Raw genomic sequence first — 16,928 nt, 5'->3', positions numbered from 1 at the left:
AATTTTGCTCCTTACATCATATAGTGACCAAGTGGAGTAATGGGGATTAGGAGGGAAACCATGAGATTTTATACAATTAAGTTACCTAAATTTCTTGGTGGAATTGTTCGTGCAATGTTAAATACCTTCAAAAAAGATTAAAAAAAGCACCTATCACCGGTGCTTTTTCCATTGTTATAGTAAAAAAAGAGCCTATCGGCTCTTTTTTTTATTATTAAACACGTTCGATTTTGCCAGATTTTAATGCTCTAGCAGAAACGTAAACACGTTGAACTTTTCCGTCGATGCGTACGCGAACTTTTTGAAGGTTAGCGCCCCACTTACGTTTTGTAGCGTTCATTGCGTGAGAACGAGAGTTACCAGAACGAGCTTTTCTTCCAGTAATAGCACAAACACGAGCCATTTATATTTCCCTCCCTTGATACCTTACCATACGTAATTTTTCAATGTTAGTCTTTTATGCGATGCTAAAAACACTACTATAATTTAACACAACTAAAAAGAGAATGCAACACCGTAGAAAAAAGAAATCAAGAAAATTTACTTGACACTATATGTCAATGAAGAAAAGTTGAAATCCATAAAAATTGCTTGACATATTATAGTGGTACATGTTGTATAATAACAATGGACTATTTTGCTCATCATAAAAAAGTGTAATTTAAAACATAAAATATGAGAGTGAAAAGAAAGAACGATGGAATTTTCTTTAAAAAGATTATATGATAGTAACTAAAGTAGTCTAGCTCACTTTCACCATTTATGAAGGGGGAAACGAGATGTCAATTGAAATTAAAACGAAGTACGGTCAAATTGATATTAGTACAGATGTAATTGCAACAATTGCTGGAGGTGCCGCGGTAGATTGCTACGGTATCGTAGGTATGGCATCAAAAAATCAGTTAAAAGATGGATTAACAGACATTTTACGAAAAGAAAACTTCACTAGAGGTGTTATTGTTCGTAAAGATGAAGATGAAGTACATATTGATATGTATATTATTGTGAGCTATGGTACGAAAATTTCAGAAGTGGCACATAATGTGCAGACGAAAGTGAAATATACATTAGATCAAACTGTAGGACTAGCAGTAGATTCTGTAAACATCTACGTACAAGGAGTTAAAGTAATAAACTTGTAATGTGCATTAAGGAGGAAAATCTGTGTCAATTCAAAAAATTGATGGAAAACGTTTATCACAAATGATCATGCAAGGAGCGAATAATTTAACAAATAATGTTCAGCTTGTTGATGCATTAAACGTATTTCCAGTTCCAGATGGCGATACCGGTACAAACATGAACTTATCTATGACTTCAGGTGCGCGTGAAGTGAAAGCAAATCCTTCACAGCATGCTGGTAAAGTCGGCGTAAGTTTAGCCAAAGGATTATTAATGGGAGCTCGTGGTAACTCTGGAGTTATTTTATCTCAGTTGTTCCGTGGTTTCTCTAAATCCATTGAACAAAAAGAAGAATTAACAACAGTTGATTTTGCTGCAGCACTAGAAGCTGGAGTAGAGGCGGCTTATAAAGCGGTTATGAAACCGATTGAAGGAACGATTTTAACGGTTGCAAGAGAAACGGGTAAATATGCAGTAACAGTTGCGAAAAAACAGCGCGACTTTGTTTTGTTTATGGAAGACGTTGTGAAAGAAGCAAACGCATCGTTAAATCGTACGCCAGATTTATTACCTGTATTAAAACAAGTTGGCGTTGTAGATAGCGGTGGTAAAGGTCTTGTAGTGGTATACGAAGGATTTTTAGCTGACTTAAAAGGAGAAACGATTTCTTCTGATGCACCGACGCAACCATCTATGAATGAAATGGTACGCGCAGAACATCACCGTAGTGTACAAAGCCAATTGAGTACAGAAGATATTAAGTATGGATATTGTACGGAGTTCATGGTGAAATTAGAGGCTGAAAAGGTGAAAGAGCATAATTTCTCTGAACAAAAATTCCGTGAAGATATTAGTGTATATGGTGATTCTCTACTAGTTGTGTCTGATGATGAAATTGTAAAAGTTCATATCCATGCAGAACATCCTGGAGACGCTATGAACTACGGGCAAAAATACGGTAGTTTAATTAAGATTAAAGTAGAAAATATGCGTGAACAGCATACTGCTTTGTTAGATGAACCTACTATGGTTCCTGAGCAACCAGCTCAATCGAAGGAAAAACAACCATATGGTATCGTAACTGTAGCTATGGGTTCTGGTATTAAAACTTTATTTGAGAGCATCGGCGCAACGAAAGTTATCGAAGGTGGTCAAACGATGAATCCAAGTACGGAGGATATCGTGAAGGCAATTGAAGAAGCAAATGCTGAAAAAATCATTATTTTACCGAATAACGGAAATATTGTAATGGCAGCAGAACAAGCGGCATCAGTTGTAGATCAAGAAGTTATTGTTGTTCGTTCGAAAACAGTTCCTCAAGGTATGGCAGCAATGTTAGCATTTAACCCAGTTGGAACGTTAGAAGAGAATGAAGAAAACATGCAAGAAGCTTTATCTCATGTGAAAACAGGTCAAATTACGTATGCTGTACGTGATACGGAAATTGATGGTGTAGCAATTCAAAAAGATGATTTCATGTGTATTGCAGATGGGAAAATTGTATCTACAAATGCTGAAAAAGTAGGAGCTGCGAAGCAATTACTAGAAGCGCTTATTGATGAAGATTCTGAAATCGTAACGATTCTACAAGGGGAAGATGCAACTGATGAAGAAGTAGCGGAGTTAGTTGAATTTGTAGAAGAGAAATTTGAAGATGCAGAAGTAGAAGTACATGCTGGAAACCAACCAGTGTATTCTTTCATCTTCTCTGTAGAATAAGATAAGATTCGTTTTGAAAATAAATGGATTACTTACTTGCTAATGGATAAGAAGTAGTAATATGAAGTTTATTACTAGTTTTTATTCAAAAGGCTAGCATATTGAAGAGAGAAAAGAGCCTTGCTGCTAATAGTGAGGCTCTTTTTTACTTGTTTTATATAAGGGATTTGAGTAGTTTCTCTTAGAATGCCTATGATAGAATATATAAGGTGAAAGAGAGCGATTACAGATGCTAATTGGTACTCAAATAAAATGCAATAAAGAAAATAATGTGACGGGGTGTGAGAATCTTGAATGATGTTGTACAAGTTCCTGTTACGGATGTAAAGGGGATCGGAGGAGAAACATCTGAGTTACTACATGAGATGGGTATTTATACAGTTTCTCATCTATTAGAACATTTTCCGTACCGTTATGAAGATTATGCGATGAAAGATCTTGCTGAAGTAAAGCATGATGAACGTGTAACGGTTGAAGGGAAGGTTCATAGTGCTCCTTTGCTGCAATATTATGGTAAGAAGAAATCGCGTTTAACAGTTCGTGTTCTCGTCGGTCGTTATTTAATTACGGCGGTATGTTTTAATAGGCCTTACTATAAGCAAAAATTAAAGTTAGATGAAACGATAACGATTACTGGTAAATGGGATCAACATCGTCAAACAATTGCTGTATCAGAACTTCATTTTGGACCGGTTGTACGTCAACAAGAAGTGGAACCTGTTTATTCAGTAAAGGGGAAACTTACAGTAAAACAGATGCGTCGTTTTATTGCTCAAGCGTTAAAGGAATATGGAGATTCTATAGTCGAAGTGTTACCGGATGGTTTGTTAGGGCGATATAAATTATTACCAAGATATGAAGCGCTCAGGGCATTGCATTTTCCGGTAGGACAGGAAGATTTGAAGCAAGCGCGTCGCCGTTTTGTATATGAAGAATTTTTCTTATTTCAGCTGAAAATGCAAACGCTCCGGAAAATGGAGAGGGAAAATTCAAAAGGGACGAAGAAAGAGATTCCGTCAGCAGAATTACAAGAATTTATCGATGCACTGCCGTTTCCATTAACGGGTGCGCAGCGCCGAGTTGTAGATGAAATTTTGAAAGATATGACATCTCCTTATCGGATGAACCGACTATTGCAAGGTGACGTTGGTTCTGGGAAAACAGTTGTTGCTGCGATTGGTCTTTATGCATCGAAATTAGCTCATTATCAAGGTGCTTTAATGGTTCCTACAGAAATTTTAGCTGAGCAACATTATCAGTCGCTTGCTGAAACGTTTTCGCATTTTGGTATGAAGGTGGAACTGTTAACAAGTTCTGTTAAAGGGGCGAGACGTCGAGAAATTTTAGCGGAGTTAGAACAAGGAGAAATAGATATTCTTGTTGGAACGCATGCCTTAATTCAAGATGAAGTTATATTTCATAGGTTGGGTCTCGTTATTACAGATGAACAGCATCGATTTGGTGTAGCGCAGCGCCGAGTTTTACGGGAGAAAGGTGAAAGTCCAGATGTATTATTTATGACAGCGACACCAATTCCGCGTACGCTTGCAATTACTGCATTTGGAGAGATGGATGTTTCGATAATCGATGAGATGCCAGCAGGTAGAAAGGTGATTGAAACATACTGGGCAAAACATGATATGTTAGATCGCGTTCTCGGTTTCGTTGAAAAGGAGATAAAAAAAGGAAGACAGGCATACGTTATTTGTCCTCTAATTGAAGAATCTGAGAAACTTGATGTGCAAAATGCTATCGACTTACATAGTATGCTGACGCATCATTACCAAGGGAAATGCCAAGTTGGATTGATGCATGGGAGATTATCGTCTCAGGAAAAAGAAGAGATAATGGGACAGTTTAGTGAAAATAAAGTACAAATTCTTGTATCGACAACAGTTGTTGAAGTAGGTGTGAACGTACCGAATGCGACTGTAATGGTTATTTATGATGCAGAACGTTTCGGTTTATCGCAGCTTCATCAGCTTAGAGGGCGTGTCGGCCGTGGTAGTGAACAATCATATTGTTTATTAATAGCAGACCCTAAATCAGAAACAGGGAAAGAAAGAATGCGCATAATGACTGAAACAAATGATGGATTTGTATTGTCAGAAAAAGATTTAGAATTACGAGGTCCTGGAGATTTCTTTGGGAGTAAGCAAAGTGGCTTACCAGAATTTAAGGTTGCTGACATGGTACATGATTATCGAGCGTTAGAAACGGCAAGGCAAGATGCGGCGATACTAGTAGATTCAGAAGCGTTTTGGCACAATGATCAGTATGCTGCCTTGCGTACGTATCTTGATGGGACAGGTGTGTTCCAAGGAGAGAAGCTCGATTAAAGGGAGTCAACAAAAGTTTTTGTTGCATTCTACTTTTAATGATTATATACTACTGTTAGTACCTAGTCATAAAAATGGATGGTGCGGTATGAAAAAAAGAAGAAGTAAAAAAGAAAGACAAGAGTTATTACAACAAACAATCGAATCAAATCCTTTTATTACGGATGAAGATTTAGCGGAAAAATTTCAAGTGAGTATACAAACGGTACGACTTGATCGTATGGAATTGTCTATTCCTGAATTAAGAGAGAGAATTAAACATGTAGCTACAAAGCAACATGAAGAAGATGTGAAATCTTTACCGTTAGAAGAGGTTGTTGGAGAAATTATTGATATTGAATTAGATAGACATGCAATCTCTATCTTTGAAGTAAAGATAGAACATGTATTTAAAAGAAATCAAATCGCTCGTGGGCATCATCTGTTTGCGCAAGCAAACTCACTAGCTGTTGCGGTTATTGATGAAGAATTAGCTTTAACTGCAAAGTCTACCATTCGATACATTCGCCCTGTAAAATTAGGAGAGCGTGTTGTTGCAAAAGCGCGCGTTGAAGATGTAGAGAATGATAAAGGACGGACGGTTGTCAAAGTGCGTAGCTTCGTTGGAGAAGAACTTGTTTTTACAGGCACTTTTGAAATGTATCGATCTAGTAATTATAGTGAGGAAGGTAACAACTTATGAAAATCGCAATAGATGCAATGGGCGGAGATCACGCTCCAAAGGCTGTAGTATTAGGGGCAATGAAAGCTATTAAGGAATATTCTGATTTACATATTACGTTAGTAGGGAAAGAAGAGGAAATTCGTCAATACTTAACGAGTGATGAACGAATTACTATTCTTCATACAGACGAAAAAATAGAATCAACGGAGGAACCAGTAAGAGCGGTTCGTCGAAAAAAACAAGCTTCAATGGTGCTTGCGGCACAACAAGTAAAGGATGGAGAAGCAGACGCTTGTATATCCGCAGGTAGTACAGGAGCTTTAATGGCAGCTGGATTATTTGTAGTCGGTCGTATGGAAGGAATTGAGAGACCAGCTTTATCGCCTACAATGCCAACTGTAGATGGAAAAGGTTTTGTTATGTTAGATGTTGGAGCAAATGTTGATGCAAAACCAATTCATTTATATCAATATGCAGTAATGGGATCTGTTTATGCTGAGAAGGTAAGAGGAATTGAAAATCCTCGCGTTGGACTATTAAACGTTGGAACAGAGGATGGAAAAGGAAACGAGCTTTCAAAGCAAGTATTTGCAATGCTTAAAGATGCGCCAATTAATTTCGTGGGGAACGTTGAATCAAGAGATTTATTGCAAGGTGTAGCAGATGTTGTTGTATGTGATGGTTTTACAGGGAATGTAGCGTTGAAATCATTAGAGGGAACAGCACTTGCGCTATTCTCTATGTTGAAAGAACAGTTAATGAGTTCATTTACGAGCAAATTAGCAGCGGCGGTATTAAAGCCAAAACTTATGGTATTAAAAGATAAAATGGATTATTCGGAGTATGGAGGAGCTGCATTATTTGGATTGAAAGCACCTGTCATTAAGGCTCACGGTTCTTCTAATGATCAGTCGATATTTAGTGCGATTCGTCAAACGAGAGAAATGGTAGCGAAAGAAGTAATTCCTACGATTTCAAGCGTAATGGAGAAAGAGTCACTCCAATAAGAGGAGGATTTGAAATGGGAAAAATAGCATTTCTTTTTCCGGGCCAAGGTTCACAGGCAGTTGGAATGGGTAAACAATTAGCAGAGAATAATAAAGAGGTTGCAAAAGTGTTTGCAAAAGCAGATGAGGTGTTGGAAGATTCACTTTCAGAAGTGATTTTTGAAGGACCGCAGGAAAAGCTTACATTAACAACAAATGCGCAGCCTGCATTATTAACAACGAGTTTTGCTATTTTGACAGCTTTGAAAGAGTATGACATTACACCTGACTTTGTCGCTGGTCATAGTTTAGGTGAATATAGTGCTCTTGTAGCAGCTGGTGCATTAACTTTTGAAGATGCTGTATATGCTGTAAGGAAACGTGGCGAATATATGGAAGAAGCTGTTCCGGGCGGGGAAGGCGCAATGGCAGCTATATTAGGTGCTGACCCACATATGCTGAAACAAGTTACAGAAGAAGTAACAAGTGAAGGATATGCAGTGCAAATCGCTAATATGAATAGTACGAAGCAAATTGTGATTTCTGGAACGAAGCAAGGCGTAGAGGTTGCTTCTCAAAGAGCGAAAGAAAATGGTGCAAAGAGAGCGATTCCACTAAAAGTAAGTGGGCCATTCCATTCTTCACTTATGAAGCCGGCAGCTGAGAAGTTCCAAAGTGTTTTAAATGAAATTACAATTCATGACACGAATATTCCTGTTATTGCAAATGTTACGGCGGAAGTTATTACACGTGGTGCAGACATTCAAGAAAAGTTAATCGAACAGCTTTATTCGCCTGTATTATGGTACCCGTCTATTGAATATATGGTGAACCAGGGAGTAGATACATTTATTGAAATTGGACCTGGAAAAGTACTTGCTGGACTTATGAAGTCAATTGATTCATCAGTAAAAGCATATGCGATATACGATGAAGAGACATTAAAAGATACCATTTCAAATTTGAGAGGAGAAAACTGATGTTAAAAGGGAAGGTAGCATTAGTAACTGGCGCTTCACGTGGAATTGGTCGCGCGATTGCGATTGATTTAGCGAAACAAGGGGCAAATGTAGTAGTAAATTATGCTGGTAATGAACAAAAAGCAAATGAAGTAGTAGATGAAATTAAAAAATTAGGTTCTGATGCAATTGCGGTAAGAGCAGATGTTGCAAATGCTGATGATGTTACAAATATGGTGAAACAAACAGTAGATACATTTGGACAAGTTGATATTCTTGTAAATAATGCTGGTGTAACGAAAGATAATTTATTAATGCGTATGAAAGAAGAAGAATGGGATACAGTTATTAATACGAACTTAAAAGGTGTATTCTTATGTACAAAAGCAGTATCTCGTTATATGATGCGTCAACGTCACGGTAGAATTATAAACATCGCTTCGGTTGTTGGTGTTATAGGAAACCCAGGACAAGCTAACTATGTTGCTGCTAAAGCGGGTGTTATTGGATTAACAAAAACATCTGCAAAAGAGTTAGCAAGTCGAAATATTACAGTGAATGCAATTGCGCCGGGCTTTATTGCGACTGATATGACGGATGTACTAGATGAGAATATTAAAGCCGAAATGTTAAAAGTTATTCCAGCTGCTCAATTTGGTGAAGCGAAAGATATCGCGAATGCTGTAACGTTTTTTGCTTCTGATCAAAGCAAATATGTTACAGGTCAAACGTTAAATGTTGATGGCGGTATGGTAATGTAATAAAAGAATCGATTTCACCTAGTTTTTTTGGTCAATATTTAATATAATATTTGAGGGGAGGTGAATGGAATGGCAGATGTTTTAGAGCGCGTAACAAAAATCATCGTTGATCGTTTAGGAGTAGAAGAGACTGAGGTAGTACCAGCTGCAAGCTTCAAGGAAGATTTAGGAGCAGACTCCCTAGATGTAGTAGAACTTGTAATGCAATTAGAAGATGAATTCGAAATGGAAATTTCTGATGAAGATGCTGAAAAGATTGCTACTGTTGGCGATGCTGTGACTTACATAGAGAGTCATCTATAATGCTTAAGTGAAGTCCCGTTTTTTAGCGGGGCTTTCTGGCTTATATCTGGAGGGACCTATGCCGTACCGAAAATATAGAGAAAAAAAATACGAAACAAAATATCGTGAAGCATTTAAAGTGTTTCAAGAAAAGATAGGTATTACGTTTACAGATGAAAAATTATTGATTCAAGCATTTACGCATTCATCGTATGTGAATGAGCATCGAAAAAAACCGCATGAAGATAATGAGCGTCTTGAATTTCTTGGAGATGCAGTATTGGAACTGACTGTATCGCAGTATCTGTTTCAAAAATATCCGACAATGAGCGAAGGAGAGTTAACAAAACTACGTGCAGCTATTGTATGTGAGCCATCTCTTGTTCGTTTTGCGAACGAATTGTCATTTGGTAGCCTTGTTTTATTAGGAAAAGGTGAAGAAATGACAGGTGGACGTGAACGACCAGCTTTATTAGCGGATGTCTTTGAAGCGTTTATTGGTGCCCTTTATCTTGATCAAGGGCTAGAAACAGTTTGGGAATTCTTAAAAGAAATTGTATATCCGAAAATTAATGAGGGTGCTTTTTCTCATGTGATGGATTATAAGAGTCAGTTGCAAGAATTGATTCAGCGTGATGGCAGTGGCAATGTTGAGTATCAAATTTTGCAAGAAAAAGGACCAGCTCACAATCGAGAATTTGTGTCACGTGTTACGTTAAATAACGTAGCTTTAGGTCTTGGTAGTGGTAAGTCGAAAAAAGAAGCAGAGCAACAAGCTGCTGCAGAAGCATTGAAAAAATTAAAAGAACAACTATAAGGAATCCCCCTTTGAATGAGGGGGATTCCTTGTGCATAGAATGAAACTTTCTTTTTGTTTATAATGAAAAAGAAGGTAAATCCGTATAATACTTGTTTTTGTATAGAGAACATTTATAACGACGGAGAATAGGAGGAAGGCCTTTCGTGTTTTTAAAAAGATTAGAAATAGCAGGGTTTAAGTCTTTTGCTGAGCGTGTATCTGTTGATTTTGTCCCAGGTGTAACTTCTGTAGTAGGACCTAATGGAAGCGGGAAAAGTAATATTACTGATGCAATTCGCTGGGTACTTGGTGAACAATCTGCAAAATCATTACGTGGTGCAAAGATGGAGGATATTATTTTTGCAGGCAGTGATACGAGGAGAGCGGTTAATGTTGCTGAAGTAACAATAACTTTAAATAATGAAGATCAACGTTTACCAATTGAATACAACGAGGTGTGTGTAACACGTCGTGTATCTCGTTCAGGTGATAGTGATTTTTATATTAATAAACAATCATGTAGATTGAAAGATATTATCGATTTATTTATGGACTCTGGTATGGGAAGAGAAGCTTTTTCAATTATTAGCCAGGGGAAAGTGGAAGAGATTTTAAGTAGTAAGTCAGAAGAGCGTCGAGGTGTATTTGAAGAAGCGGCAGGCGTACTAAAATACAAACTTCGCAAAAAGAAAGCTGAAGGGAAATTAGCAGAAACACAAGAAAACTTAAATCGTGTACAAGATATAATTCATGAATTAAGTAGTCAAGTAGAACCTTTAGAAAGACAAGCTTCTATTGCGAAAGATTATCTTGAGAATAAAGAAGAATTAGAGAAAGTAGAAGCTGCGCTTATTGTCCATGAAATTGAAGAATTGCACGAGAAATGGGAAGCGCTTCGAAATCAGTTTGGGCATAATAAAAACGAAGAAGCTAAAATGTCAACGAATTTACAAAAAAGTGAAGAAGAGCTTGAGGAATTACGAGGACAATTACAAGCGGTAGATGAGTCTGTAGACTCGTTGCAAGAAGTACTTCTTCTTTCTAGTAAAGAGCTAGAAAAACTTGAAGGGCAGCGCGAGTTGTTAAAAGAGAGAAAGCAAAATGCTACGACGCATTGCGCGCAACTTGAGCAGTTAATTGTTGAATTAACAGAGAAAGCTAAAAGTTACGATGGTGAGATTGAGTCAAGTACAGAAGCTTTAATGCAATTTGTGAATGAAGTAAAAGAGTTGGAGCAAAAATTGCATGATAATGAGCAACTGCTTGCTACTTTTGCTGACAATTTAGAGGAACAGATTGAGAATTTAAAAGGTGACTATATTGAGCTTTTAAATCAACAAGCTAGTCATCGTAATGAATTATCTATGATTGAAGAACAATCTAAACAGCAAACGTCTAAAAACGAGCGTCTAGATGAAGAGAATGCGAAATATGTAGAAATGCGTATGGAAATTACAGCGAAAAAGACGAAACTTGTAGAAAGTTACGAACAAGCGAAAGAAAAAGTAGCTGGCATTCTCTCAAACATACAGAAGACAGAGGCGGCGCTTGGGAAATGTAAGACGCAGTATAGTGAAAATGAAACAAAACTGTATCAAGCATATCAATTTGTGCAACAGGCACGTTCTCGAAAAGAAATGCTTGAAGAGATGCAAGAAGATTATTCTGGATTCTATCAAGGTGTACGTGAAGTATTGAAAGCTAGAGAAAATAGGTTGCAAGGTATCGAGGGTGCTGTTGCGGAACTGTTAACGGTACCGAAAGAATACGAAGTTGCAATGGAAATTGCTCTAGGTGCAGCGATGCAGCATATTGTTGTACAAACAGAGGAGCATGCTCGTAATGCGATAGCATTTTTAAAGCAAAATAAACATGGACGTGCAACGTTTTTACCGCAAGCTGTTATTAAAAGCAGGTCTTTATCATTTGAGCAATTACGCATTGCAAATCAACACCCATCGTTTGTAGGTGTGGCGGCAGAACTTGTGCAGTACAACAATAAATATGAAAATGTAGTTTCAAATTTATTAGGTACGGTTATTGTTGCGAAAGATTTACGCGGAGCAAATGAGTTGGCGAAACAACTGCAATACCGTTATCGCATTGTAACAATCGAAGGTGATGTAGTGAATCCTGGCGGTTCTATGACTGGTGGGGCGGTAAAGCAAGCGAAATCTTCTTTATTAGGACGCCAACGTGAACTGGAAGAGTGGACTCGCAAGTTAACTAATATGGAAGAAAAAACAATGAAGTTAGAAAACTTTGTTAAAGCAGTAAAACAAGAGATTCAAGAAAAAGAAGTGAAAATACGCGAACTAAGGCAAACTGTAGAAGTAGATCGTGTAGATGAGCAGAAATTAAGAGAAGAGATTAATCGTCTAGAATTAGAAGAACATCGTATTAATGATCGATTGTCTATTTATGATTTAGAGATTGAAGGGTTTTTACAAGATCGAGTAAAAATGCAAGGGCGTAAAGAGGAGTTAGAAGGGATTTTAACGAATCTTCAAGCTGATATCACTAAGTTAGATAGTAAAATTGTAGCTTTAACAAAACAAAAAAGTGAGCAACATTCTTCGAAAGAAAAAGTTCAAAAAGAAATGACAGAGTTAAAAGTGCTGGTAGCTGAAAAGCAACAACGCTTATTTAATCAAAAAGAAAAAGTTGAACGATTGACGAAGGAAAAAGAAGAAAGGGATGCGACACTTGTAAAAACGAAAGAGGATTTAGCGTTCTTAAAACAAGAAATGACATCTAATTCAAGTGGTGAAGAGCAAATTACGAATATGATTGAGAAGAAAGCATATGATCGTAATCAAACTTCAGAATTAATTCGCTCTCGTCGTGAACAACGTGTATCGTTGCAAGAGAGGGTAGAACATTTAGAGCGCAATTTGAAAGAAACGACAGGTAAACATAAATATATTCTTGAAATGTTGAAAGATCAAGAAGTGAGAATAAATCGACTTGATGTAGAGTTGGAAAATAGATTACAACATTTACGTGAAACATATACGATTTCATTTGAAGCGGCAAAACTAAAATATACAATGACAATGCCTGCAGAAGATGCGCGTAAGAAAGTAAAATTAATCAAATTATCTATAGAAGAGTTAGGTACAGTGAACCTAGGGGCAATTGATGAATATGAACGTGTAGCGGAGCGTCATACATTCTTACTAGAGCAGAGAGACGACCTAGAAGAAGCGAAAGCGACATTGCACCAGCTTATTACCGAAATGGATGAAGAAATGAAAAAACGCTTTTCTACTACGTTCGAAGGCATTAGAATGGAGTTTCAATCGGTATTCTCTGAATTATTTGGAGGCGGTAGAGCGGATTTAGTAATGACTAATCCAGAGGATTTACTAAATACGGGTATTGATATTGTAGCACAACCGCCAGGGAAGAAACTGCAGAACTTAGGTTTACTTTCAGGTGGAGAGCGTGCTTTAACAGCAATTGCGCTTTTATTTGGTATTTTAAAAGTACGCCCAGTACCATTCTGTGTACTAGATGAGGTAGAGGCAGCCCTTGATGAGGCGAATGTAGCTCGTTTTGCACAGTATTTAAAGAAATTCAGTAATGAGACGCAGTTTATTGTAATTACACATAGAAAAGGTACAATGGAAGAGTCTGATGTGTTGTACGGTGTAACAATGCAAGAATCAGGGGTATCTAAACTTGTTTCGGTTCGTTTAGACGCCGGAGAAGAACTTATTGCAAGTGAATAGGAAGGATGGGAAAGTATGAGTTTTTTTAAAAAACTAAAAGAAAAAATTTCAAAACAAACGGATACAGTTACAGAGAAATTTAAACAAGGATTAGAAAAAACGAGAAATTCATTTGCGGATAAAGTGAATGATTTAGTGTATCGTTACCGTAAAGTGGACGAAGATTTTTTCGAAGAGTTAGAAGAGATCTTAATCGGTGCAGACGTTGGCGTTGCGACGGTAATGGAATTAATTGACCAATTGAAAGAAGAAGTACAACGTCGTAACATTCAAGATCCAAAAGAAGTACAAGCTGTTATTTCAGAAAAACTAGTAGGAATTTACAAAGGCGACAGCGATTTTAGTAACGAAATTAATATGCAAGAGGACCAATTAACGGTTGTTTTATTTGTTGGTGTTAATGGTGTAGGAAAAACGACGACAATTGGTAAACTGGCGCATAAGTTTAAATCAGAAGGTAAGTCAGTCCTATTAGCGGCAGGAGACACATTCCGTGCTGGAGCGATTGAACAATTAGAAGTATGGGGCGATCGCGTTGGTGTAGAAGTGATTAAACAAGGATCTGGATCTGATCCAGCGGCGGTTATGTATGACGCTGTACAAGCTGCGAAAGCACGTAAGGTAGATGTATTACTATGTGACACAGCAGGACGCTTGCAAAATAAAGTAAATTTAATGAAAGAATTAGAGAAGGTGAAGCGTGTAATTGAGCGTGAAGTACCAGGTGCTCCTCATGAAGTATTACTTGTTATTGATGCAACAACAGGACAAAACGGTTTAAGCCAAGCGAAAACATTCCGTGAAGCAACGAATGTAACTGGTATTGTTTTAACGAAGTTAGATGGAACTGCTAAAGGTGGTATTGTATTAGCGATTCGTAACGAAATGGATGTACCAGTGAAGTTTGTTGGATTAGGAGAGCAAATGGATGACTTGCAACAGTTTGATCCAGAACAATATGTGTATGGTTTATTTGCGAACTTAGTAGAAACAGAAGAAGTATAAGTGAAAGGAGCGGTATTTCCGCTTCTTTTTCTATAAAAAATATATGATGTTAAGAAAAAAACTTGACACTCTTTTGGACTACATGTAAACTAATTCATGTAAAGGGAAATCACTTAACAAAGGATGATCCAACATGCTCGAAAAAACAACGAGAATGAACTATTTATTTGATTTTTATCAATCGTTGTTAACGCAAAAACAAAGAAGTTATATGTCGCTTTATTATCTAGATGATTTATCTCTTGGTGAAATTGCGGAAGAATTTGATGTAAGTCGCCAAGCCGTGTATGATAACATTAAACGGACTGAAGCGATGCTTGAAGAATATGAAGAAAAATTAGTATTACTTCAAAAGTTTCAAGAGCGACAGCGACTTGTTGCAAAGCTAAAACAGCTAATCAGCGAAGAAGAGCATGTAAATGAAGAAATGAAACAAGTTGTTGAAGCTATCGAAAAATTAGATTAGGAGGGCGGCAATATGGCATTTGAAGGATTAGCCGACCGACTTCAACAGACAATGCAAAAAATCCGCGGCAAAGGAAAAGTTTCTGAAGCCGATGTGAAAGAAATGATGAGAGAAGTTCGTCTAGCTCTTTTAGAAGCAGATGTTAACTTTAAAGTAGTAAAAGATTTTGTGAAGCGTGTGTCTGAACGTGCTGTCGGACAAGATGTAATGAAAAGTTTGACACCTGGACAACAAGTAATTAAAGTTGTACAGGAAGAACTTACAGAACTTATGGGCGGAGAGCAAAGCAAAATTGCTGTTGCTAATAAGCCACCGACTGTTATTATGATGGTTGGTCTGCAAGGTGCGGGTAAAACAACGACGACAGGTAAGCTTGCGAATTTGCTTCGTAAAAAGCATAACCGTAAACCGATGCTTGTTGCAGCGGATATTTACCGTCCAGCAGCGATTAAACAGCTTGAAACATTAGGGAAGCAATTGGACATGCCTGTATTCTCTTTAGGAGATCAAGTAAGTCCTGTTGAAATTGCGAAACAAGCGATTGCAAAAGCAAAAGAAGATCATCACGATTATGTTTTAATCGATACAGCGGGTCGCCTGCATATTGATGAAGAACTAATGGATGAATTAGCGAAAGTTAAAGAAGTTGCGAAACCGGATGAAATTTTCCTTGTTGTCGATGCGATGACGGGACAAGACGCGGTAAATGTTGCGCAAAGTTTCCATGAACAGTTAGGTTTAACAGGTGTTGTATTAACGAAATTAGATGGTGATACGCGCGGTGGTGCTGCATTATCTATTAAGGCTGTAACAAACACGCCGATTAAATTTGCTGGTATGGGTGAAAAACTAGATGCAATTGAAGCGTTCCATCCAGAGCGTATGGCATCCCGTATTTTAGGGATGGGCGATGTCTTAACATTGATTGAAAAAGCGCAAGCTACAGTTGATGAAGAGAAAGCGAAAGAACTTGAGCAAAAAATGCGTACGCTTTCGTTTACGCTTGACGATTTCCTAGAACAACTTGGACAAGTGCGTCAACTTGGGCCGCTTGATGAATTGTTAGGAATGCTTCCTGGTGCAAATAAAATTAAAGGGCTGAAAAATGCACAAGTTGATGAAAAACAAATTGGGCATATTGAGGCAATTATTCGTTCTATGACTAAATTAGAACGAGAACAACCGGAAATAATCAATGCTAGTCGCAAAAAGCGCATTGCCAAAGGTAGCGGTACAACTGTACAAGAAATCAATCGTCTAATTAAACAATTCGATGACATGAAAAAAATGATGAAGACGATGACGGGAATGCAAAAAGGTAAGAAAAAAGGACTAGGTGGATTGAAGTTTCCATTCATGTAAGGAAAAAAAGATGGCTCTGTTAAGAAAAAATACTTTACAAAGCAATAGTCTTTTTGCTAATATAATTATCTGTGTGAAATAAATTCGGAGGTGCTTTATAAATGGCAGTTAAAATTCGTTTAAAACGTATGGGAGCTAAAAAAACTCCTTTCTATCGTGTAGTTGTTGCAGATTCTCGTTCTCCTCGTGACGGACGTTTCATTGAGGAAATCGGAACTTACAATCCAGTTGCTCAACCAGCTGAAGTTAAGATCAACGAAGAAGCAGCATTAAAATGGTTAGGAAATGGTGCTAAACCATCTGATACAGTTCGTAACTTATTCTCTAACCAAGGTATCATGGAGAAATTCCACTTATCTAAACAAGGTAAGTAATTGAGGCAATGACTATGAAGAAGTTAGTCGAGACGATTGTCAAGCCTCTTGTCGATTATCCTGAAGATGTAAAAGTTACACAGGAACTTTGCAACGGAGAGATAAAGTATCGATTAACTGTACATCCTGAGGATGTTGGAAAAGTCATTGGAAAGCAAGGGAGAGTTGCGAAAGCGATTCGAATGCTCTTGTATTCAGTGGGACATCATAATGATGAAAAAGTAACACTGGAAATTCAATAAACGTAAAAAAGGGCGAGGAGTTATTCCTCTCCCTTTTTTAACATTTAAATAGAGAGTGCATGTTCCATCTGTGAAATGGAGATGCTTAATTTATATAGAAACCAGGGGTGACAT

Annotated in this window: 17 protein-coding genes; 16 read left to right on the top strand and 1 reads right to left on the bottom strand. The window is 37.5% G+C overall.

Annotated features, from left to right (window positions below):
* Positions 1 to 60 precede the first annotated feature (60 nt).
* Positions 61 to 141, top strand: coding sequence for a stage V sporulation protein SpoVM (spoVM, locus tag ACTFR3_RS10370; protein WP_001213599.1), 81 nt, complete (start codon positions 61 to 63; stop codon positions 139 to 141).
* Between the two features lie 73 nt (positions 142 to 214).
* Here spoVM and rpmB read toward each other — a convergent pair whose 3' ends face one another.
* Positions 215 to 403 carry a 50S ribosomal protein L28 gene (rpmB, locus tag ACTFR3_RS10365; RefSeq protein ID WP_000124776.1) on the bottom strand — a complete coding sequence of 63 codons (189 nt, stop codon included), beginning with the start codon at positions 401 to 403 and terminating at the stop codon, positions 215 to 217.
* Positions 404 to 779: 376 nt separating this feature from the next.
* On the opposite strand from rpmB, the gene ACTFR3_RS10360 reads away from it, so the two are divergent.
* From ACTFR3_RS10360 to ACTFR3_RS10290, 15 genes are all read left to right on the top strand, one after another.
* A complete protein-coding gene (locus ACTFR3_RS10360; protein WP_000021109.1) occupies positions 780 to 1,142 on the top strand; it encodes an Asp23/Gls24 family envelope stress response protein in 363 nt (120 codons plus the stop codon).
* A gap of 22 nt (positions 1,143 to 1,164) precedes the next feature.
* Positions 1,165 to 2,841: a DAK2 domain-containing protein gene (locus tag ACTFR3_RS10355; protein ID WP_000027129.1), complete on the top strand. Its 1,677-nt coding sequence runs from the start codon at positions 1,165 to 1,167 to the stop codon at positions 2,839 to 2,841.
* Positions 2,842 to 3,131: 290 nt separating this feature from the next.
* Positions 3,132 to 5,180, top strand: coding sequence for an ATP-dependent DNA helicase RecG (gene recG / locus ACTFR3_RS10350; RefSeq protein WP_406903793.1), 2,049 nt, complete (start codon positions 3,132 to 3,134; stop codon positions 5,178 to 5,180).
* Positions 5,181 to 5,268: 88 nt separating this feature from the next.
* Entirely contained in the window at positions 5,269 to 5,862 is a 594-nt protein-coding gene (gene fapR / locus ACTFR3_RS10345; protein ID WP_000747348.1) for a transcription factor FapR, read from the top strand.
* Complete coding sequence (gene plsX / locus ACTFR3_RS10340) at positions 5,859 to 6,851, top strand: phosphate acyltransferase PlsX (protein ID WP_000684100.1); 993 nt, start codon at positions 5,859 to 5,861, stop codon at positions 6,849 to 6,851. Before fapR ends, plsX begins: the two co-directional genes overlap by 4 nt.
* Positions 6,852 to 6,865: 14 nt before the next feature.
* The gene (gene fabD, locus ACTFR3_RS10335; RefSeq protein WP_000515899.1) at positions 6,866 to 7,810 is read left to right on the top strand and encodes an ACP S-malonyltransferase; all 945 of its coding nucleotides are present in this window, start codon (positions 6,866 to 6,868) and stop codon (positions 7,808 to 7,810) included.
* A complete protein-coding gene (fabG, locus tag ACTFR3_RS10330; protein ID WP_000911773.1) occupies positions 7,810 to 8,550 on the top strand; it encodes a 3-oxoacyl-[acyl-carrier-protein] reductase in 741 nt (246 codons plus the stop codon). The genes fabD and fabG overlap by 1 nt, the downstream gene beginning before the upstream one ends.
* Before the next feature lie 69 nt (positions 8,551 to 8,619).
* A complete protein-coding gene (gene acpP / locus ACTFR3_RS10325; protein ID WP_000786062.1) occupies positions 8,620 to 8,853 on the top strand; it encodes an acyl carrier protein in 234 nt (77 codons plus the stop codon).
* A 58-nt stretch (positions 8,854 to 8,911) separates the two neighbouring features.
* Positions 8,912 to 9,649: a ribonuclease III gene (rncS, locus tag ACTFR3_RS10320; protein ID WP_001146875.1), complete on the top strand. Its 738-nt coding sequence runs from the start codon at positions 8,912 to 8,914 to the stop codon at positions 9,647 to 9,649.
* A 146-nt stretch (positions 9,650 to 9,795) separates the two neighbouring features.
* Positions 9,796 to 13,365, top strand: coding sequence for a chromosome segregation protein SMC (smc, locus tag ACTFR3_RS10315; RefSeq protein ID WP_440044401.1), 3,570 nt, complete (start codon positions 9,796 to 9,798; stop codon positions 13,363 to 13,365).
* A 15-nt stretch (positions 13,366 to 13,380) separates the two neighbouring features.
* Entirely contained in the window at positions 13,381 to 14,370 is a 990-nt protein-coding gene (gene ftsY / locus ACTFR3_RS10310; RefSeq protein WP_000007655.1) for a signal recognition particle-docking protein FtsY, read from the top strand.
* Positions 14,371 to 14,503: 133 nt separating this feature from the next.
* A complete protein-coding gene (locus ACTFR3_RS10305; RefSeq protein WP_000891062.1) occupies positions 14,504 to 14,836 on the top strand; it encodes a putative DNA-binding protein in 333 nt (110 codons plus the stop codon).
* A 12-nt stretch (positions 14,837 to 14,848) separates the two neighbouring features.
* Positions 14,849 to 16,198, top strand: coding sequence for a signal recognition particle protein (gene ffh, locus ACTFR3_RS10300; RefSeq protein ID WP_000863460.1), 1,350 nt, complete (start codon positions 14,849 to 14,851; stop codon positions 16,196 to 16,198).
* A gap of 101 nt (positions 16,199 to 16,299) precedes the next feature.
* A complete protein-coding gene (gene rpsP / locus ACTFR3_RS10295; RefSeq protein WP_000268750.1) occupies positions 16,300 to 16,572 on the top strand; it encodes a 30S ribosomal protein S16 in 273 nt (90 codons plus the stop codon).
* Between the two features lie 14 nt (positions 16,573 to 16,586).
* Entirely contained in the window at positions 16,587 to 16,814 is a 228-nt protein-coding gene (locus ACTFR3_RS10290; RefSeq protein WP_000737401.1) for a KH domain-containing protein, read from the top strand.
* Positions 16,815 to 16,928: the final 114 nt, after the last annotated feature.

This window comes from Bacillus cereus group sp. MYBK14-1 (assembly GCF_051916885.1).
In the GTDB taxonomy this organism is placed as follows: domain Bacteria; phylum Bacillota; class Bacilli; order Bacillales; family Bacillaceae_G; genus Bacillus_A; species Bacillus_A cereus.
The sequence above is the reverse complement of the archived record's forward strand: the minus strand, read 5'-3'. Positions and strand labels throughout refer to the sequence as shown.